The organism is Blautia sp. MSK.20.85 (genome assembly GCF_013317245.1).
Taxonomy (GTDB): Bacteria; Bacillota; Clostridia; order Lachnospirales; family Lachnospiraceae; genus Blautia_A.
This window is the reverse complement of the sequence record NZ_JAAIUN010000009.1, coordinates 13,098-28,407: the sequence shown is the minus strand read 5'-3', so window position 1 is coordinate 28,407 and position 15,310 is coordinate 13,098. Positions and strand designations below refer to the sequence as shown.

19 protein-coding genes are annotated in these 15,310 nt (G+C 43.6%); 17 read left to right on the top strand and 2 right to left on the bottom strand.

Annotated elements, in window-relative coordinates:
• Window positions 1–163 precede the first annotated feature (163 nt).
• On the top strand, window positions 164–496 hold the full coding sequence (locus tag G5B12_RS07055; RefSeq protein WP_021977577.1) for a sporulation initiation factor Spo0A C-terminal domain-containing protein: 333 nt from the start codon (window positions 164–166) through the stop codon (window positions 494–496).
• Here the strand turns inward: G5B12_RS07055 and G5B12_RS07050 are convergent, their stop codons facing one another.
• Window positions 497–1,000: a DUF5721 family protein gene (locus tag G5B12_RS07050; protein WP_021977578.1), complete on the bottom strand. Its 504-nt coding sequence runs from the start codon at window positions 998–1,000 to the stop codon at window positions 497–499.
• A 157-nt stretch (window positions 1,001–1,157) separates the two neighbouring features.
• Between G5B12_RS07050 and G5B12_RS07045 the strand changes: the two genes are divergently transcribed.
• Both G5B12_RS07045 and G5B12_RS07040 read left to right on the top strand, forming a co-directional pair.
• Window positions 1,158–1,997: a DegV family protein gene (locus tag G5B12_RS07045; protein WP_021977579.1), complete on the top strand. Its 840-nt coding sequence runs from the start codon at window positions 1,158–1,160 to the stop codon at window positions 1,995–1,997.
• A 132-nt stretch (window positions 1,998–2,129) separates the two neighbouring features.
• Entirely contained in the window at window positions 2,130–2,384 is a 255-nt protein-coding gene (locus tag G5B12_RS07040; RefSeq protein WP_021977580.1) for a hypothetical protein, read from the top strand.
• Window positions 2,385–2,601: 217 nt separating this feature from the next.
• Here the strand turns inward: G5B12_RS07040 and G5B12_RS07035 are convergent, their stop codons facing one another.
• Window positions 2,602–2,802: a cold-shock protein gene (locus G5B12_RS07035; RefSeq protein WP_015525894.1), complete on the bottom strand. Its 201-nt coding sequence runs from the start codon at window positions 2,800–2,802 to the stop codon at window positions 2,602–2,604.
• 325 nt (window positions 2,803–3,127) lie between these two features.
• On the opposite strand from G5B12_RS07035, the gene G5B12_RS07030 reads away from it, so the two are divergent.
• From G5B12_RS07030 to purD, 14 genes are all read left to right on the top strand, one after another.
• Entirely contained in the window at window positions 3,128–4,420 is a 1,293-nt protein-coding gene (locus tag G5B12_RS07030; protein WP_021977581.1) for a dihydroorotase, read from the top strand.
• Window positions 4,421–4,422: 2 nt separating this feature from the next.
• Window positions 4,423–5,349, top strand: coding sequence for an orotidine-5'-phosphate decarboxylase (pyrF, locus tag G5B12_RS07025; protein WP_021977582.1), 927 nt, complete (start codon window positions 4,423–4,425; stop codon window positions 5,347–5,349).
• 15 nt (window positions 5,350–5,364) lie between these two features.
• Window positions 5,365–6,159, top strand: coding sequence for a dihydroorotate dehydrogenase electron transfer subunit (locus tag G5B12_RS07020; RefSeq protein ID WP_021977583.1), 795 nt, complete (start codon window positions 5,365–5,367; stop codon window positions 6,157–6,159).
• Complete coding sequence (locus tag G5B12_RS07015; protein ID WP_021977584.1) at window positions 6,156–7,061, top strand: dihydroorotate dehydrogenase; 906 nt, start codon at window positions 6,156–6,158, stop codon at window positions 7,059–7,061. Before G5B12_RS07020 ends, G5B12_RS07015 begins: the two co-directional genes overlap by 4 nt.
• Window positions 7,062–7,206: 145 nt before the next feature.
• Window positions 7,207–7,881 carry an orotate phosphoribosyltransferase gene (pyrE, locus tag G5B12_RS07010; RefSeq protein WP_148447734.1) on the top strand — a complete coding sequence of 225 codons (675 nt, stop codon included), beginning with the start codon at window positions 7,207–7,209 and terminating at the stop codon, window positions 7,879–7,881.
• Between the two features lie 73 nt (window positions 7,882–7,954).
• On the top strand, window positions 7,955–8,107 hold the full coding sequence (locus G5B12_RS07005; protein ID WP_173762129.1) for a hypothetical protein: 153 nt from the start codon (window positions 7,955–7,957) through the stop codon (window positions 8,105–8,107).
• A 44-nt stretch (window positions 8,108–8,151) separates the two neighbouring features.
• Entirely contained in the window at window positions 8,152–8,643 is a 492-nt protein-coding gene (locus G5B12_RS07000) for a VanZ family protein (protein WP_330597639.1), read from the top strand.
• Window positions 8,643–8,957: a hypothetical protein gene (locus G5B12_RS06995; RefSeq protein ID WP_021977588.1), complete on the top strand. Its 315-nt coding sequence runs from the start codon at window positions 8,643–8,645 to the stop codon at window positions 8,955–8,957. The genes G5B12_RS07000 and G5B12_RS06995 overlap by 1 nt, the downstream gene beginning before the upstream one ends.
• A gap of 3 nt (window positions 8,958–8,960) precedes the next feature.
• Window positions 8,961–9,572: an HD domain-containing protein gene (locus tag G5B12_RS06990; protein WP_021977589.1), complete on the top strand. Its 612-nt coding sequence runs from the start codon at window positions 8,961–8,963 to the stop codon at window positions 9,570–9,572.
• The gene (locus G5B12_RS06985) at window positions 9,553–11,634 is read left to right on the top strand and encodes an aminopeptidase (protein WP_442857988.1); all 2,082 of its coding nucleotides are present in this window, start codon (window positions 9,553–9,555) and stop codon (window positions 11,632–11,634) included. Before G5B12_RS06990 ends, G5B12_RS06985 begins: the two co-directional genes overlap by 20 nt.
• Before the next feature lie 124 nt (window positions 11,635–11,758).
• On the top strand, window positions 11,759–12,259 hold the full coding sequence (gene purE, locus G5B12_RS06980) for a 5-(carboxyamino)imidazole ribonucleotide mutase (RefSeq protein ID WP_015525905.1): 501 nt from the start codon (window positions 11,759–11,761) through the stop codon (window positions 12,257–12,259).
• 47 nt (window positions 12,260–12,306) lie between these two features.
• Window positions 12,307–13,332, top strand: coding sequence for a phosphoribosylformylglycinamidine cyclo-ligase (purM, locus tag G5B12_RS06975; protein WP_174087972.1), 1,026 nt, complete (start codon window positions 12,307–12,309; stop codon window positions 13,330–13,332).
• Entirely contained in the window at window positions 13,326–13,949 is a 624-nt protein-coding gene (gene purN, locus G5B12_RS06970) for a phosphoribosylglycinamide formyltransferase (RefSeq protein ID WP_021977592.1), read from the top strand. The genes purM and purN overlap by 7 nt, the downstream gene beginning before the upstream one ends.
• Window positions 13,950–13,981: 32 nt before the next feature.
• A complete protein-coding gene (gene purD / locus G5B12_RS06965; protein WP_118170526.1) occupies window positions 13,982–15,256 on the top strand; it encodes a phosphoribosylamine--glycine ligase in 1,275 nt (424 codons plus the stop codon).
• Window positions 15,257–15,310 lie beyond the last annotated feature (54 nt).

Below are 15,310 nucleotides of genomic sequence, written 5' to 3'. Positions count from 1 at the left end.
TATTGCACTTGAATTATAGAAATAATATAGAAGATAATTCAAATCCGTATCTAATATGTAAAAAATAAATTTTCAGAAGAAAGCGAAAAAATCAAATAAGTGTCGTATTATATATGAGGATATTTTCCTAAAAAAGAAAATGCGCAGAACGGAGGGAAGATGTATGAAAAGAATATATGGACTGATCAGAAAACTTGGAGCGACTTCAAAATATAAGGGGTATTTCTTTGTAGCAGAAGCTGTAAAGATTTCCATGCGGCATCAGTATAAACCTATGCATATCACAAAAGATATTTATCCATGTCTGGCAACAAAATATAAATCGACTCCTACGAATATAGAACACGATATCCGAACATTGATCAATGTCTGCTGGGAAGGAAATAAAAGTTTTCTGGATGAGATCGCGGGATATCCTCTGGAATACAAGCCTACCAATAGTCAGTTTATTGATATGCTTGCATATTATTTGAGAGAAATGGAAGAAGAGAACTGATCACAGTTTTTCAAAAAGTATCTGATTCTGGTTCAGAAAATGGAGAATCATATCATCCCAGAACTGTTCCGGCTGTTTGGTCATTAAAAATGTTTTGAGAGAGGTTCCGGTAGTACAAAGAAGCGCGTTATTTTTAAATTGGAGATTTAAGTAGAATCCGTCAATCTGCTCGGAAGAAATTCCCAAATCTGTATTTCTCATAGCAGCCTCAATTCCATTACGGCTTAAGTGCAACACAATCTTAAAGCTTAAGGGAGTGCGTTTTCCACGTATTACGGACCAGCAGAAAGGTCTGATTTCTTTCCACAGAGAATGGGTCCGTCCATGTTCCGTAAGTTTATTCAGGCTGTCTGTGTCAAAAAAGTCTCTTTGAAGTCTGCCGTCGATCGTAAATGTGTTGAAGGTTGTTATCGATGCTTCAGACAGGCAGAATTTATCAAATACTTCTCCTATAAAAAGCTTGTTTGTAAAATCCCGGATATCTGTGATTTTTAATGCCAGCATGTTACACTTCCTTTCTTGCTTGATTATGTGTAGACATTATAGCGCAGATAACGAAAAAAGGACAGACTTTTTAAAAAACTCTTTTCAAATACGTGTTTATGTGATACCATAAATGTGGTATTGAATACTACATATAATGGAAAAGAGGACGATATAATTGAGTTATAAGATTGCGATAGATAGCTGCGGAGAACTGCTGAATGAATGGAAAGATGATGAGAGAATTGAAGCTGTTCCGTTAACATTGATGGTTGGTGGCGAGAGCATTATAGATGATGAAACTTTTGATCAGAAAGATTTTCTGAAAAAGGTTGCCGCATGCCCGGAATGCCCGAAATCTGCATGCCCGTCTCCGGAACGCTACATGAAAGCTTACGAATGTGAAGCAGACCATATTTATGCAGTTACACTTTCTTCTGAACTGAGCGGCTCCTACAACAGTGCGGTTCTTGGAAAGAGTTTGTTTCTGGAGGATAACCCCGGGAAAAAAATCCATGTATTTAATTCCAGGTCTGCATCCGGTGGAGAAAGCCTGATTGCCATGAAGATCGTGGAATGCGAAGAAAAGGGACTTTCTTTTGAGAAAATTATAGAGACTGTAGATAAGTATATTGAAGAAATGAGTACATTTTTCGTACTGGAGAATCTGGAAACTCTGCGTAAGAATGGACGTCTGAGCAGAGTAAAGGCTCTGGTGGCCAGTGCACTGAAGATCAAACCGGTTATGGGATCTACTCCGGAGGGAAGTATCTGTCAGCTTGATCAGGCCAGAGGAATGAACAAGGCAATTGTGAAGATGGTGGAACATGTTGGAGAAAAAGGAATCAATATCCATGAAAAGACGGTTGCCATCACACACTGTAACTGTCCGGAAAGAGCGAAGATGCTGGAAGAAGCTATCCGGGAGAGACTGAATCCTGCGAAGATCGTTGTTATGGATACTGCAGGGGTCAGCAGCATGTATGCAAACGATGGAGGCGTTATTGTGGCTGTCTGATCTTATGACAGCAGAAGCTTTTGGTCTGCAGTTCAGAAAATTATCACATTTCTTTCTGGAGTTGCTGCTTTCCTTTTGAAAACAGATGTGCTATAATAAACGAAGTATTTGAATCGGCAAAGGAGAACAACAATGAGCCAGAAGAAAGTTGACAAATATAAAAACAACAAATTTGGACGAAGCAGTGCTCAGAAGAAAGAACGGGTGGAATTTGTTCTTGAGATGGCGGCGTGGATTCTGATCGCAGCACTGTTTGTAGGCTGGATCGGCTATTCCGCTTACGCGAAGATCCAGGCGAAAGAGGCCAGTGTGAAAGTAGATACAGTAATGGATACATCAGCACTGACAGATTATATTTCAGGATTATCATCAGACAGCGCCGAGTAAGGGATTATTTGACCGGATCAGGCAGCGAAGGCAGATTACAGATATTTGTTTGACGACAGTGACAGAAATAGCTAAAAATGAAGAGATCTCCAGGATGTATAAATGAGCATCCCGGAGATTTTTTTGTATAGAATAATATAATAAAAAAACAGGTCTGCTCTGGAGCAAACCTGTTTTGACTTATACGTTTCTTATGGTTATAGATTTATCTGGTAAATTATAACTTTGTAACGTTAGCAGCCTGCATTCCGCGAGCGCCTTCTGTTAAGTCGTAGGATACAGCCTGTCCCTCTTCAAGAGATTTGAAGCCTTCACCGTTGATTGCGGAGAAATGTACGAATACATCCTGTCCGTCCTCACCTGTGATAAAACCATAACCTTTTTCTGCGTTGAACCACTTTACAGTTCCCTTGTTCATTTTGTGTTACCTCCATAGAAATAAAAAAGTTAAAATAGCCTTCTGATGATAATAAAAAATCACCAGATTTTACAGACTATATTCATGTAAATATAATCTCTAAAAACTAGTGATTTTACATTAAATATCTTGCCATGTTCTGATTATATAACCCGTGTTTTGAAATGTCAAGGAGAAAATTCCGGCAATTTCAGTACATAAAACAGGACTGAATGGCTTTGTAAAAAAATTCTTTATAAAAAGAGAATTTTCGTGTATGATATAATAGAATGTAAGCGGATTGAAATATCCACTTGATAAAAACCAGGATGAGAGGAGAACATAAATGGGGATTCTGATTCGAGGAGGCCGGATCGTGGATGCGGCCACAGATACGGATAAAACAGGCGACATTTATCTGGAAGACGGGATCATCACGGAAATAGGGCAGAAGCTGAAAAAGAAAGATGGAGACCGTGTGATTGATGCAAAAGGAAAGCTGGTCATGCCGGGAATCATCGACCTTCATGTCCATTTTCGTGATCCGGGACAGACACATAAGGAAGACATTATGAGCGGTGCGGCGGCAGCTGCCCATGGAGGTGTGACAACAGTAGTTGCCATGCCAAATACAACTCCTACCATTGATAATCCGGACAGAGTAAATTATGTACATAATAAAGCGGCCCAGGTTTCCGGCATTCATGTGCTTCAGGCAGGTGCTGCCACGAAGGGTGAGAAGGGAACGGAGCTTTCGGATATCGCAGGAATGGTAAAGGCCGGTATCCCGGCAGTTTCCGAAGATGGTAAATCAGTGATGAATACAGCACTCTGTAAAGAAGCAATGAAAATTGCAGCAGAATGCGGAGTTCCGTTCTTTGATCACTGCGAAGATATTGATCTGCGTGGGGACGGCTGTATGAACGATGACGAAAATGCCAGAAGACTGGGGCTTCCGGGAATCTGCAATGCGGTGGAGGATACCATTACGGCCAGAGATATCATTCTGGCGCTGGAAACAGGTGTGCATCTTCACCTCTGCCATTGTTCCACTTATGGTGATGCCGAGATGATGAAGTTCGTAAAAGAAAAAGGATATGATAATATCACGGCAGAAGTGTGCCCTCACCATTTTATCCTTTCATCTGATGATATAAAAACCGATGATCCGAATTACAAGATGAATCCGCCTCTTCGTACACCGAAGGATGTGGAAGCGCTGAAACAGGGGTTGAAAGATGGTACCATTGAGGTAATCAGTACAGATCACGCACCACACAGTGCAGAGGAAAAAACAGGTTCCATGAAGAATACGCCATTTGGAATCGTAGGACTTGAGACAAGCCTTCCGCTTACCTACACAGAGCTGGTAGAAAAAGGTGTGATTACATTAAAACAGATGGTGGAGAAGATGTGCCTGAACCCTGCAAAGATTCTGGGACTCGAAAGCGGAACGCTGCAGGAAGGCCACCCGGCAGATGTGATTATTGTAGATACGGAGCAGGAGTATACTATCGATAAAAATAAATTTGTTTCCAAAGGTCACAATACGCCATTTGACGGATGGAAAGTAAAAGGAAAAGTCCTTTATACCATCTGTGACGGAAAAATTATATTTGAAAATCAGGAGGAGAAATAATCATGATTAACAAACTGATCAGCAACATTCGCAAAACAAATGCACCAATCGTTGTAGGACTGGACCCTATGCTGAATTATATTCCGGAACATATCCAGAAGAAGGCTTTTGCAGAGTTCGGGGAAACCTTGGAAGGTGCTGCAGAAGCAATCTGGCAGTATAACAAAGGAATTGTGGATGCCACCTATGATCTGATTCCAGCAGTAAAACCACAGATTGCCATGTATGAGCAGTTTGGTATCCCGGGGCTGATCGCATACAAGAAGACCGTTGATTACTGTAAATCCAAAGATCTGGTTGTGATCGGTGATATCAAGAGAGGTGACATCGGATCTACATCTGCAGCCTATGCAGTTGGACATCTGGGACAGGTTCAGGTAGGTTCCAGGAAATATGCAGGCTTTGACGAGGACTTTGCTACAGTAAATCCATACCTTGGTTCTGATGGTGTGAAACCGTTCATGGATATCTGCAAAGAGGAGAAAAAAGGTATTTTTGTTCTGGTAAAAACTTCCAACCCGTCAAGCGGTGAGTTCCAGGATCGTGTTATTGATGGCCGTCCGCTCTATGAGCTGGTAGGCGAGAAAGTTGCACAGTGGGGCGATGAGCTTATGGGCGACGAATACAGTTATGTAGGCGCTGTTGTAGGTGCAACTTATCCGGAAATGGGAAAAGTATTAAGAAAAATCATGCCGAAGACATTTATCCTTGTTCCTGGATATGGGGCACAGGGTGGAAAAGGAGCAGATCTTGTTCACTTCTTTAATGAAGACGGACTGGGTGCTATTGTAAACTCTTCCAGAGGAATCATTGCTGCATACAAGCAGGAAAAATATAAAGAGTTTGGTGCTGAAAATTATGCAGATGCCTCCAGAGCGGCAGTAAAAGATATGATCGCAGACATCAGCGGCGCACTGGAGAACAGATAATACAGGAGGCATTTTATGAGCACATCAGAAAATAAGAAAACAAAAAAGTCCTGTAAGATTCTAAGCCAGGAATGTATAGGTACAGATATCTACAGCATGTGGCTGGATGCAGGGGAAATTGGGAAAAATGCAGTGCCGGGACAGTTTGTATCTCTTTACAGCCGTAACGGCAGCAAACTTCTTCCAAGACCCATCAGTCTCTGTGAGATCGATAAGGAAGAGGGAAAACTGAGACTGGTATATCGTGTTACCGGAAAAGGAACTGGTACGGAGGAATTTTCCAGACTTCATGCAGGAGTACCTGTTGAGACATTGGGACCTCTTGGAAATGGTTTTCCACTGGATGCGGTGAAAGGCAAAAAAGTATTTCTCATGGGTGGTGGAATCGGAATCCCGCCGATGCTGGAAACTGCAAAACAGCTGGATGCAGAGAAGATCATGGTTCTCGGATACAGGGATGAGCTGTTTTTAAATAAGGAATTTGAGGCTTACGGAGATGTCTATATTGCAACAGAAGATGGCTCTGCCGGAACAAAGGGAAATGTCATGGATGCCATCCGTGAGAATGGCCTTGAAGCAGATGCGATCTTTGCCTGCGGACCGGCACCGATGCTCCGTGCCATCAAGGCATATGCGCTTGAAAAGGGTATTCCCTGCTGGATTTCCATGGAAGAGCGCATGGCCTGTGGTGTAGGTGCGTGCCTTGCCTGTGTATGCAAATCCAAAGATGTGGATGCCCATTCCCATGTGCATAACAAGAGAGTATGTAAAGATGGACCGGTGTTCTTAAGTACGGAGGTAGAGTTATGAGCAGAATGAAGGTAAATCTTGCCGGCGTAGAGCTTAAGAATCCGGTAATGACAGCGTCCGGAACATTTGGTTCCGGAGCAGAGTACAGTGAATTTGTGGATCTGAATAAACTTGGCGCAGTTGTGACAAAAGGTGTGGCCAATGTACCGTGGCCGGGAAATCCTACACCAAGGGTGACTGAAACAGCGTCCGGAATGCTCAATGCCATCGGCCTTCAGAATCCGGGAATCGATGTATTCTGTGAGAGAGATATTCCGTTCCTTAAGAAATATGACACAAAGATCATTGTCAATGTCTGCGGAAAATCCACGAAGGATTACTGTGAGGTTGTGGAACGCCTTGGAAATGAGCCTGTGGACATGCTGGAGATCAATGTTTCCTGTCCGAATGTCAAGGAAGGCGGGATTGCCTTTGGCCAGAATCCGAAAGCTCTTGAAGACATTACGAAAGAAGTTAAGAAATATGCAAAACAGCCGGTGATCATGAAGCTGAGCCCCAATGTTACCGATATTACCGAGATGGCGAAAGCAGCAGAAGCCGGTGGTGCAGATGTGCTTTCCCTGATCAATACTCTGACAGGAATGAAGATCGATATCAACCGTCGTACATTTGCGCTGGCAAATAAAACAGGCGGAATGTCCGGCCCTGCAGTAAAACCGGTCGCTGTCCGCATGGTATATCAGGTGGCAAATGCGGTATCCCTTCCGATCATCGGGATGGGTGGTATCGCAACCTGTGAGGATGCACTGGAGTTTATCATGGCAGGCGCTACTGCCGTATCTGTGGGAACCGCAAACTTTTTCAATCCTTATGCAACAGAAGAAATTGCGGAGGGAATCCAGGCATTTCTTGAAAAAGAGAAGGTTGAAGATATCAATGAACTGATCGGTGTGGTGAAATAACGGGAATTTCCATAATTTGCAATTCTGTTATACATATGTTAGAATGAACGCGGATAAGCAAAGTGATTGCACACACGAATCACAGCAGAACAAAGAATGAATATCCGTTTTGCTGTGTACATGAAAAATATGGAGGATTAAATAAATGGAACAGTATAAGCAGGAATTTATTGAGTTTATGATCGACTGTAATGTCCTGAAATTTGGAGATTTTACTACGAAATCGGGAAGAAAAACACCATTTTTTGTAAATACAGGATTTTACCGCACCGGTGCACAGCTTCGTAAGCTGGGCCAGTATTACGCAAAAGCGATCGAGAGCAAATTCGGACTGGATTTTGATGTGCTGTTTGGACCGGCATATAAAGGAATTCCTCTTTCTGTGGCAGCAACCATGGAAATCAGTGAAATGTACGGAAAGGATATCCGTTACTGTTCCAACCGTAAGGAAGTAAAAGACCACGGAGATAAGGGAATCCTTCTTGGCAGCCCGATCCAGGATGGGGATAAAGTAGTGATCATTGAGGACGTTACGACTGCCGGAACATCCATTAAGGAAACACTTCCGATTATTAAGGCACAGGGAGATGTAAATCCGATCGGTCTTGTGGTTTCTGTTGACCGTATGGAACGTGGTCAGGGAACCAAGAGTGCTCTGAAAGAGATTGAAGAGAATTATGGTCTTCAGACTACAGCAATTGTAACCATGGCGGAGGTGGTTGAGCACCTCTACAATAAAGAATACAAAGGCCGTGTTGTGATCGATGATAAGCTGAAAGCAGCCATCGATGCATATTATGAGCAGTACGGTGCAGAATAATACTGGTACAGAATATCATAATAAAAGAGCAGCGGATTCCGAATGTCCGCTTTTACTGGGAGGACACAGACTTATGAATGAAAAAATTTATAAAACCATGGCGAGCAGCGGGGCGGGAAGTCTTGCACTCGGTATTGTCGTTCTGGTGACGGGACTTGTCACAGGGATTCTGATGATCGTGAACGGTGCGAGACTGCTCAAAAGAAAATCAGAGATTTTGATCTAGGAAAAATATAAACAAAAATTCCGGAAAGCCGCACTCTGTTTCGTGTGGCTTTTCGGGCATTTAAGCAGGGGAGAATATTGAAAAAGGGGACAAAACACAGAGTAAAAAAACTCGGGACAGCTTTTTTTGTGCTGTATGTCCTGATACTTGTATACCTTCTTTTCTTTTCAGAAGGTTATGGCCGGGTAGCAGACGCGGAAAGAGAATTTCGATATAATTTTGTTCCGTTTGTTGAAATCAGGCGTTTTTGGGTCTACAGGAAACAATTAGGGATGTTTGCACTTTTTACAAATATTTTCGGAAATGTGCTGGGATTTATGCCATATGGGTTTGTTCTTCCGGTGATAAACCGAAGAATGCGAAATGGCTTTTTTATTATATTATCCGGTTTTTCCATCAGTCTGACGGTGGAGGTGATCCAGCTGATCACCAGGGTCGGATGTTTTGATGTGGATGATATGATACTGAATACTCTGGGCGCGGCACTGGGATATGGAATTTACGCAGTCTGCGACAAAATTAGGAGAAAACATTAATGGCAAGAAGATATCGATATGCATTTGCAAAAAAAAGAGAAGCTGCGAAAGGAAAGTGGTCCGTAGGACTGGCAGCAGCTTCCCTCGTGCTGTTTATTGTGGCAGTTGTGCTTGCACTTTTTCTTGACGGAAAGCTCGGGGGCCTGATTGGCGGAACCGGGCTTTTTGCGATGCTGCTGTCAGCATACGGCTTTGCACTGGGCCTTTCCAGCTTTTCAGAGGAAAACCGGAAACACCGGACAAGTATGATCGGATCGATCTTAAACGGTGTGATTCTGGTAATCTGGCTGGGACTTTTTTTATCAGGAGTATAAAGAATGGAAGAAAAAGAACGATTAAAAAAACAGCTTGATTTTATCCTGGAAGTGGATAAAGTCAAAAATATTTTCCGTCAGACATATCTTGCAGACGGAAACAGGAAAGAAAATGATGCGGAACATTCCTGGCACCTGGCATTAATGGCAGTGCTTCTGAAGGAGTATTCCAATGAAGAAGTGGATCTGTCAAAGGTGATTCCCATGGTACTGGCACATGATCTTGTGGAGATCGATGCGGGAGATACCTATGCATATGATGAGAAAGGCGCAGCTACCAAGGACGCCAGAGAGCGAAAAGCAGCGGATCGGATTTACGGACTGCTGCCGGAAGATCAGGGACAGTGGCTGAAAGCACTTTGGGAAGAATTTGAGGCTTATGAGACTCCGGAAGCAAAATTTGCCCATGTACTGGATAACTGCCAGCCTCTTTTTCTGAATGATGCTTCCAACGGAAGAAGCTGGGAAGAACATCAGGTAAAGAAAAGTCAGATCTATAAGAGAAACCGGAAAACAGGAGAAGGATCTGAAGTGATCTGGGAATATATGAAAGAACTGATCGACAAACATATTGCCATGGGGCATGTGATCGATGATGAAAAAGATGGGAGATGAAGTTTTGGACGAATGCATGAGAGAACGTTACGGACTTGCAAAAGAGCGGATCCGTGAGATCAGAACGGAAGAAACGGTGAAAGAACCGTTTGGAGATTTTTTCAGAAAGATGGCACAGTTTCTTTCCATGACAGCAGATGTGATGGATGAGGAGTCTGTGGAACTTACCCTGGAGGAACTGAAGGAGCGAAATCATCACTTTTATCAGGATATCCTCCCGGAAAACTATGAAAGCAGTTATGGAAATCCGGCTTATGCAGTAAATAAGCTGGGAGATTATGGAAAAGCTTTCAGTTTTCTGTATGCAGAACTTGCCGGGACAGTGGCTTATGCACATGAGAAAAGGCTGTGGGATATGACCGTATCCATGGAACTGTTTCTGGAAGTATATTCTGCATTTTGTGAGGAAGAGCTTCCCGAGGCTGCAACCGTAGAGGGAATCCTTCGTTCCTATGTGAATGATTACTGCCAGGATATGATGGAACAGAGAATTCGGGAAGGGGTAGATCCGGAACTTGACTTTGCAACAGATATCATCCTGAATTCTGATCTTTCTGATCTGAGATATCTGTATCGCTATGGTGAGTTTGTTTCTGAGAATGAGACAGGAGTGGCAGAGTTTCTGAATTCTCTTTCCCAGGAAGAGATCGATAAGATGGCTTCCACTTATACAGAAGGCTATCGGATCGGATTTATCACCGGACGAAAAGATATCACAAAGAAGAAAACTGTAAATATCCGTTACAGCCTTGGATTTGAGCGTATGGTAAAGGCAGCGATCCTTCAGTTTGAAAAAATGGGACTGAAACCGGTGATATATCGTCATGCAACTCATGCAGTAAATAAAAGAGGCACAGTACGTGTGGGCTATACCGGCGGCGTTGCCAATCCGCAGTACGATTACGATCATCGTCAGGACAGTGCACTGTTCCTGGACGGAGATTTTGTGCAGCGAAAACTCCGTGCCATGCAGACTTCTTATGAGAAGTACAGAGAACTGGCAGAGGTACATGGAGGCCCGGCCTGCATTGACACGTTTGGAGAAAATCCGTTCTCTCCGGTAAGCAAACCGGAAGCTTACGCATTAAGTGAGGCACAGCAGAAACTGCAAACAGAGCTTGACAATGAATCTGGACAGATCGTAAACCGTTACATTAAAGGTGATGAGAGAAGTTTTACCATTATTGCCTATCCGGTTCCTGAGATCGGTGGAAATTATGAGGAAATTTTCCGTGAGATCGTAAAGATCAATACTCTGGATTATCATCTTTATCAGGAGATCCAGCAGACGATCATCAATACTCTGGACACCTGTGAGTGGGTGGAGGTCAAAGGCCGTGGAGATAATGAGACGGATCTTCTGATCCATCTTCATGAGCTGACAGATCCGAAGAAACAGACGAATTTTGAGAACTGTGTGGCAGATGTGAACATTCCGGTAGGAGAAGTTTTTACCTCCCCGCAGCTTGCAGGAACCGGTGGGATCCTTCATGTGAAAAAAGTTTATCTGAACGGGTTGCAGTTCCGTGATCTGAAACTGGTATTTGACTGTGGTCAGGTGATCGATTATACCTGCTCCAATTTTAAAACAGAAGAAGAAAACCGGAAATATATCGAGGATAACATCCTCCATCATCATCCAAAGATCCCGATGGGCGAATTTGCCATCGGTACAAACACCACAGCTTATGTGGCTGCATTGAAATACGGAATTGCGGATAAGCTTCCGATCCTGATCGCAGAGAAAATGGGACCGCATTTCGCAGTAGGTGATACCTGCTACAGCTGGGCAGAAGATACACCGGTATACAATCCGGACGGAAAGGAGATCATTGCCAGGGATAATGAGATTTCCGAGATGCGTAAAGATGATGTAAGCCTTGCTTATTATGGATGCCACACGGATATCACCATTCCTTATGATGAGCTTGGAAGTATCCGGGTGATCGATGATGAGGGAGAAATGATCTCCATTATCGAAAATGGAAGGTTTGTTCTTCCTGGAACCGAGGAATTAAACCGTCCTTTTGAGAATCTTCCATTAAATATTAATATAAGTTAATTAGTAAATTTACAGTTTTTCCGATCGTATTGACAGAAAGTGAGAATATACGTAGAATAACCATAACAATAGTCAAACAACTACAGGTAAACATTCAGTTGGTGTACCACGAAAGGAGAACACAATGGCAAAAGTAGGAATTGTAATGGGTAGTGATTCAGATATGCCGGTTATGAGCAAAGCAGCAGATATCCTGGAGAAACTGGGGATTGATTATGAAATGAAGATCATTTCCGCACACAGAGAACCGGATGTATTTTTCGAGTATGCAAAGACAGCAGAAGAAAAAGGCTTCAAAGTAATCATCGCAGGCGCAGGAATGGCAGCTCATCTTCCGGGAATGTGCGCGGCGATCTTTCCAATGCCGGTGATCGGTATCCCGATGCATACAACATCTCTGGGAGGAAGAGATTCCCTTTACTCTATCGTACAGATGCCAAGCGGCATCCCGGTTGCCACAGTAGCGATCAACGGCGGTGCCAATGCGGGGCTTCTTGCAGCCAAGATCCTTGCAACTTCTGACGCAGAGCTTCTTTCCAGACTGAAAGCGTATAGCCAGGATCTGAAAGAACAGGTTGAAAAGAAAGATGCAAGACTCCAGGAAGTTGGATACAAGAACTACTAAAATTTTTTACCATAAAAATAAAAGAGTGTTGTCATAAGGAGGACATTATGGATTACAAGACTTCAGGCGTAGATATTGAGGCAGGATACAAATCAGTAGAGCTGATGAAAAGACACATTGCCAAGACAATGAGACCGGAGGTACTTGGAGGAATCGGTGGATTCTCAGGTGCATTTTCCATGGAGAAATTCAAAGATATGGAAGAGCCTACTCTGGTTTCCGGAACAGATGGATGTGGAACCAAGGTTAAGGTAGCCATGGTTATGGACAAGCATGATACCATCGGAATTGATGCCGTGGCCATGTGCGTGAATGATATTGCATGTGCAGGCGGCGAACCGCTGTTTTTCCTGGACTACATTGCCTGCGGTAAAAACTATCCGGAGAAGATCGCTGAGATCGTAAAAGGTGTTGCAGAAGGCTGTGTACAGTCCGAGGCAGCGCTGATCGGTGGTGAGACAGCAGAACATCCAGGGCTCATGCCTGAAGATGAGTATGACCTTGCCGGATTTGCCGTAGGAATTGTTGACAAAAAGGACCTTCTTACTGGCGAAGCTCTGAAACCTGGCGATGTTCTGATCGGCATGGCTTCAACAGGTGTTCACAGCAACGGATTTTCTCTTGTACGTAAAGTATTCGACATGACAAAAGAATCCCTGGATACTTATTATGATGAACTTGGAACAACTCTGGGAGAGGCACTGATCGCACCGACCAGAATCTATGTAAAAGCACTGAAGAGCATCCGTGAGGCCGGAGTGAAGATCCATGCATGCAGCCATATCACAGGCGGTGGATTTTATGAGAATATTCCGCGTATGCTGAAAGAGGGAACCAGAGCTGTTGTCAAGAAAGACAGCTATCCGGTACTTCCGATCTTTAAGCTCCTTGCAGAAAAAGGAAATATTGATGAGCATATGATGTACAATACATATAATATGGGCCTTGGAATGATCCTGGCAGTAGATCCGGCAGATGTTGACAAAACAATGGAAGCTATCCGCAAGACCGGTGACAAACCATATGTGGTTGGAAGCATCGAAGCAGGAGAAAAGGGAGTGACCTTATGTTAAAGATCGGTGTTCTTGTTTCCGGCGGAGGAACGAATCTTCAGGCGATCATGGATGCCATTGATGCGGGAGAGATCACAAATGCAAAAGTGGATATTGTGATCAGCAACAATGCTTCCGCTTATGCGCTGGAAAGAGCCAGAAAACATGATGTAGAAGCGATGTGCATTGCACCGAAAGACTATCCGGACCGGGAGGCTTTTCATAAAGCACTGCTTTCCAAACTTCAGGAGAGGGGAGTAGACCTGATCGTTCTTGCAGGTTATCTGGTTGCGATCCCGCCGATGATGGTGGAAGCATATCCGAACAAGATCATCAATATCCATCCATCCCTGATCCCGTCTTTCTGTGGAAAAAGTTTTTATGGACTGAAAGTTCATGACGCAGTTCTTGCAAGAGGAGTAAAAGTGACGGGTGCTACCGTTCATTTCGTAGATGCGGGTACAGATACAGGCCCGATCATTCTTCAGAAAGCAGTGAAGGTAAAAGACGGAGACACATCCAAGGAGCTTCAGAGACGTGTAATGGAAAAAGCAGAATGGAAGATCCTTCCGGAGGCCATCAATCTTATCGCCAATGACAAGATTACAGTAACAGATGGAATTGTTTCTTTAAAGTAATCACAAAACAGATGAAACAAAGGAGTAGACAGATGAAAGTATTGATCGTAGGAAGCGGCGGAAGAGAACATGCAATTGCATGGAGTGTTGCAAAAAGCCCGAAAGTTGACAAGATTTACTGTGCACCGGGAAATGCGGGAATTGCAGAGTATGCGGAATGTGTAGATATCGGAGCAATGGAATTCGAGAAACTGGCAGCTTTTGCCAGAGAAAAAGAGATCGATCTTACCATCGTGGGAATGGATGATCCTCTTGTTGGCGGAATTGTAGACGTATTTGAAGCAGAAGGGCTGCGCGTATTCGGACCGCGCAAAAACGCTGCTATTCTGGAAGGTTCCAAGGCTTTTTCCAAGGATCTTATGAAGAAATACGATATTCCTACTGCAGCTTATGAGAATTTTGATGATCCGGAAAAAGCTCTGGAATATTTAAGAACGGAAGCAAAATTCCCGATCGTTCTGAAAGCAGATGGCCTTGCACTTGGAAAAGGTGTTCTGATCTGCCAGGATCTTTCAGAAGCAGAAGCCGGCGTAAAAGAGATCATGGAAGATAAAAAATTTGGAAATGCCGGAAATACCATGGTAATTGAGGAATTCATGACAGGCCGTGAAGTTTCCGTACTTTCTTTTGTAGATGGAAAGACCATCCGCACCATGACATCCGCACAGGATCACAAACGTGCCAAGGACGGAGACCAGGGACTGAATACCGGTGGAATGGGAACATTTTCCCCAAGTCCGTTCTATACTCCGGAAGTAGATGAATTCTGTAAGAAATATATTTATCAGAAGACTGTAGATGCTATGGCGTCCGAGGGACGTCCGTTTAAGGGAATTATCTTCTTCGGACTGATGCTTACCGCAGATGGCCCGAAGGTACTGGAATATAATGCAAGATTTGGTGATCCGGAAGCACAGGTTGTTCTTCCACGTATGGAGAATGATATCATTGAGGTGATGGAAGCCTGCGTAGACGGAAAACTGGATCAGATTGATCTGAAATTCGAGGATAACGCAGCAGTATGCGTCGTTCTTGCAAGCGATGGATATCCGGTAAAATATGAAAAGGGAATTCCGATCCAGGGCTTTGAAAACTTCAAGGATAAAGACGGATACTACTGTTTCCATGCCGGAACCAAATTTAAAGATGGCCAGATTGTCACAAACGGTGGCCGTGTCCTTGGCATCACTGCCAAAGGAAAAACACTGAAAGAAGCAAGAAAGAATGCATACGCTGCCACTGAATGGATCAGTTTTTCAAACAAGTATATGCGCCACGATATCGGAAAAGCGATCGACGAGGCGTAAGTTCGTCAATTTTCACAGGCACAGCTTGACGAAAACAGGGGTTTCATTGTACAA

Excerpts from the sequence above, each read along its gene's own strand:
- G5B12_RS07020 (WP_021977583.1), top strand. The coding sequence starts at position 5,365 with ATGAGCACATCAGAAAATAAGAAAACAAAAAAGTCCTGTAAGATTCTA.
- G5B12_RS06985 (WP_442857988.1), top strand. The coding sequence starts at position 9,553 with ATGAAAAAGATGGGAGATGAAGTTTTGGACGAATGCATGAGAGAACGT.
- G5B12_RS07015 (WP_021977584.1), top strand. The coding sequence starts at position 6,156 with ATGAGCAGAATGAAGGTAAATCTTGCCGGCGTAGAGCTTAAGAATCCG.
- purM (WP_174087972.1), top strand. The coding sequence starts at position 12,307 with ATGGATTACAAGACTTCAGGCGTAGATATTGAGGCAGGATACAAATCA.
- pyrF (WP_021977582.1), top strand. The coding sequence starts at position 4,423 with ATGATTAACAAACTGATCAGCAACATTCGCAAAACAAATGCACCAATC.
- purE (WP_015525905.1), top strand. The coding sequence starts at position 11,759 with ATGGCAAAAGTAGGAATTGTAATGGGTAGTGATTCAGATATGCCGGTT.
- G5B12_RS06990 (WP_021977589.1), top strand. The coding sequence starts at position 8,961 with ATGGAAGAAAAAGAACGATTAAAAAAACAGCTTGATTTTATCCTGGAA.
- G5B12_RS07035 (WP_015525894.1), bottom strand. The coding sequence starts at position 2,802 with ATGAACAAGGGAACTGTAAAGTGGTTCAACGCAGAAAAAGGTTATGGT.
- G5B12_RS07005 (WP_173762129.1), top strand. The coding sequence starts at position 7,955 with ATGAATGAAAAAATTTATAAAACCATGGCGAGCAGCGGGGCGGGAAGT.
- G5B12_RS07050 (WP_021977578.1), bottom strand. The coding sequence starts at position 1,000 with ATGCTGGCATTAAAAATCACAGATATCCGGGATTTTACAAACAAGCTT.
- pyrE (WP_148447734.1), top strand. The coding sequence starts at position 7,207 with ATGGAACAGTATAAGCAGGAATTTATTGAGTTTATGATCGACTGTAAT.
- G5B12_RS07030 (WP_021977581.1), top strand. The coding sequence starts at position 3,128 with ATGGGGATTCTGATTCGAGGAGGCCGGATCGTGGATGCGGCCACAGAT.
- G5B12_RS07055 (WP_021977577.1), top strand. The coding sequence starts at position 164 with ATGAAAAGAATATATGGACTGATCAGAAAACTTGGAGCGACTTCAAAA.
- G5B12_RS06995 (WP_021977588.1), top strand. The coding sequence starts at position 8,643 with ATGGCAAGAAGATATCGATATGCATTTGCAAAAAAAAGAGAAGCTGCG.
- G5B12_RS07040 (WP_021977580.1), top strand. The coding sequence starts at position 2,130 with ATGAGCCAGAAGAAAGTTGACAAATATAAAAACAACAAATTTGGACGA.
- purN (WP_021977592.1), top strand. The coding sequence starts at position 13,326 with ATGTTAAAGATCGGTGTTCTTGTTTCCGGCGGAGGAACGAATCTTCAG.
- purD (WP_118170526.1), top strand. The coding sequence starts at position 13,982 with ATGAAAGTATTGATCGTAGGAAGCGGCGGAAGAGAACATGCAATTGCA.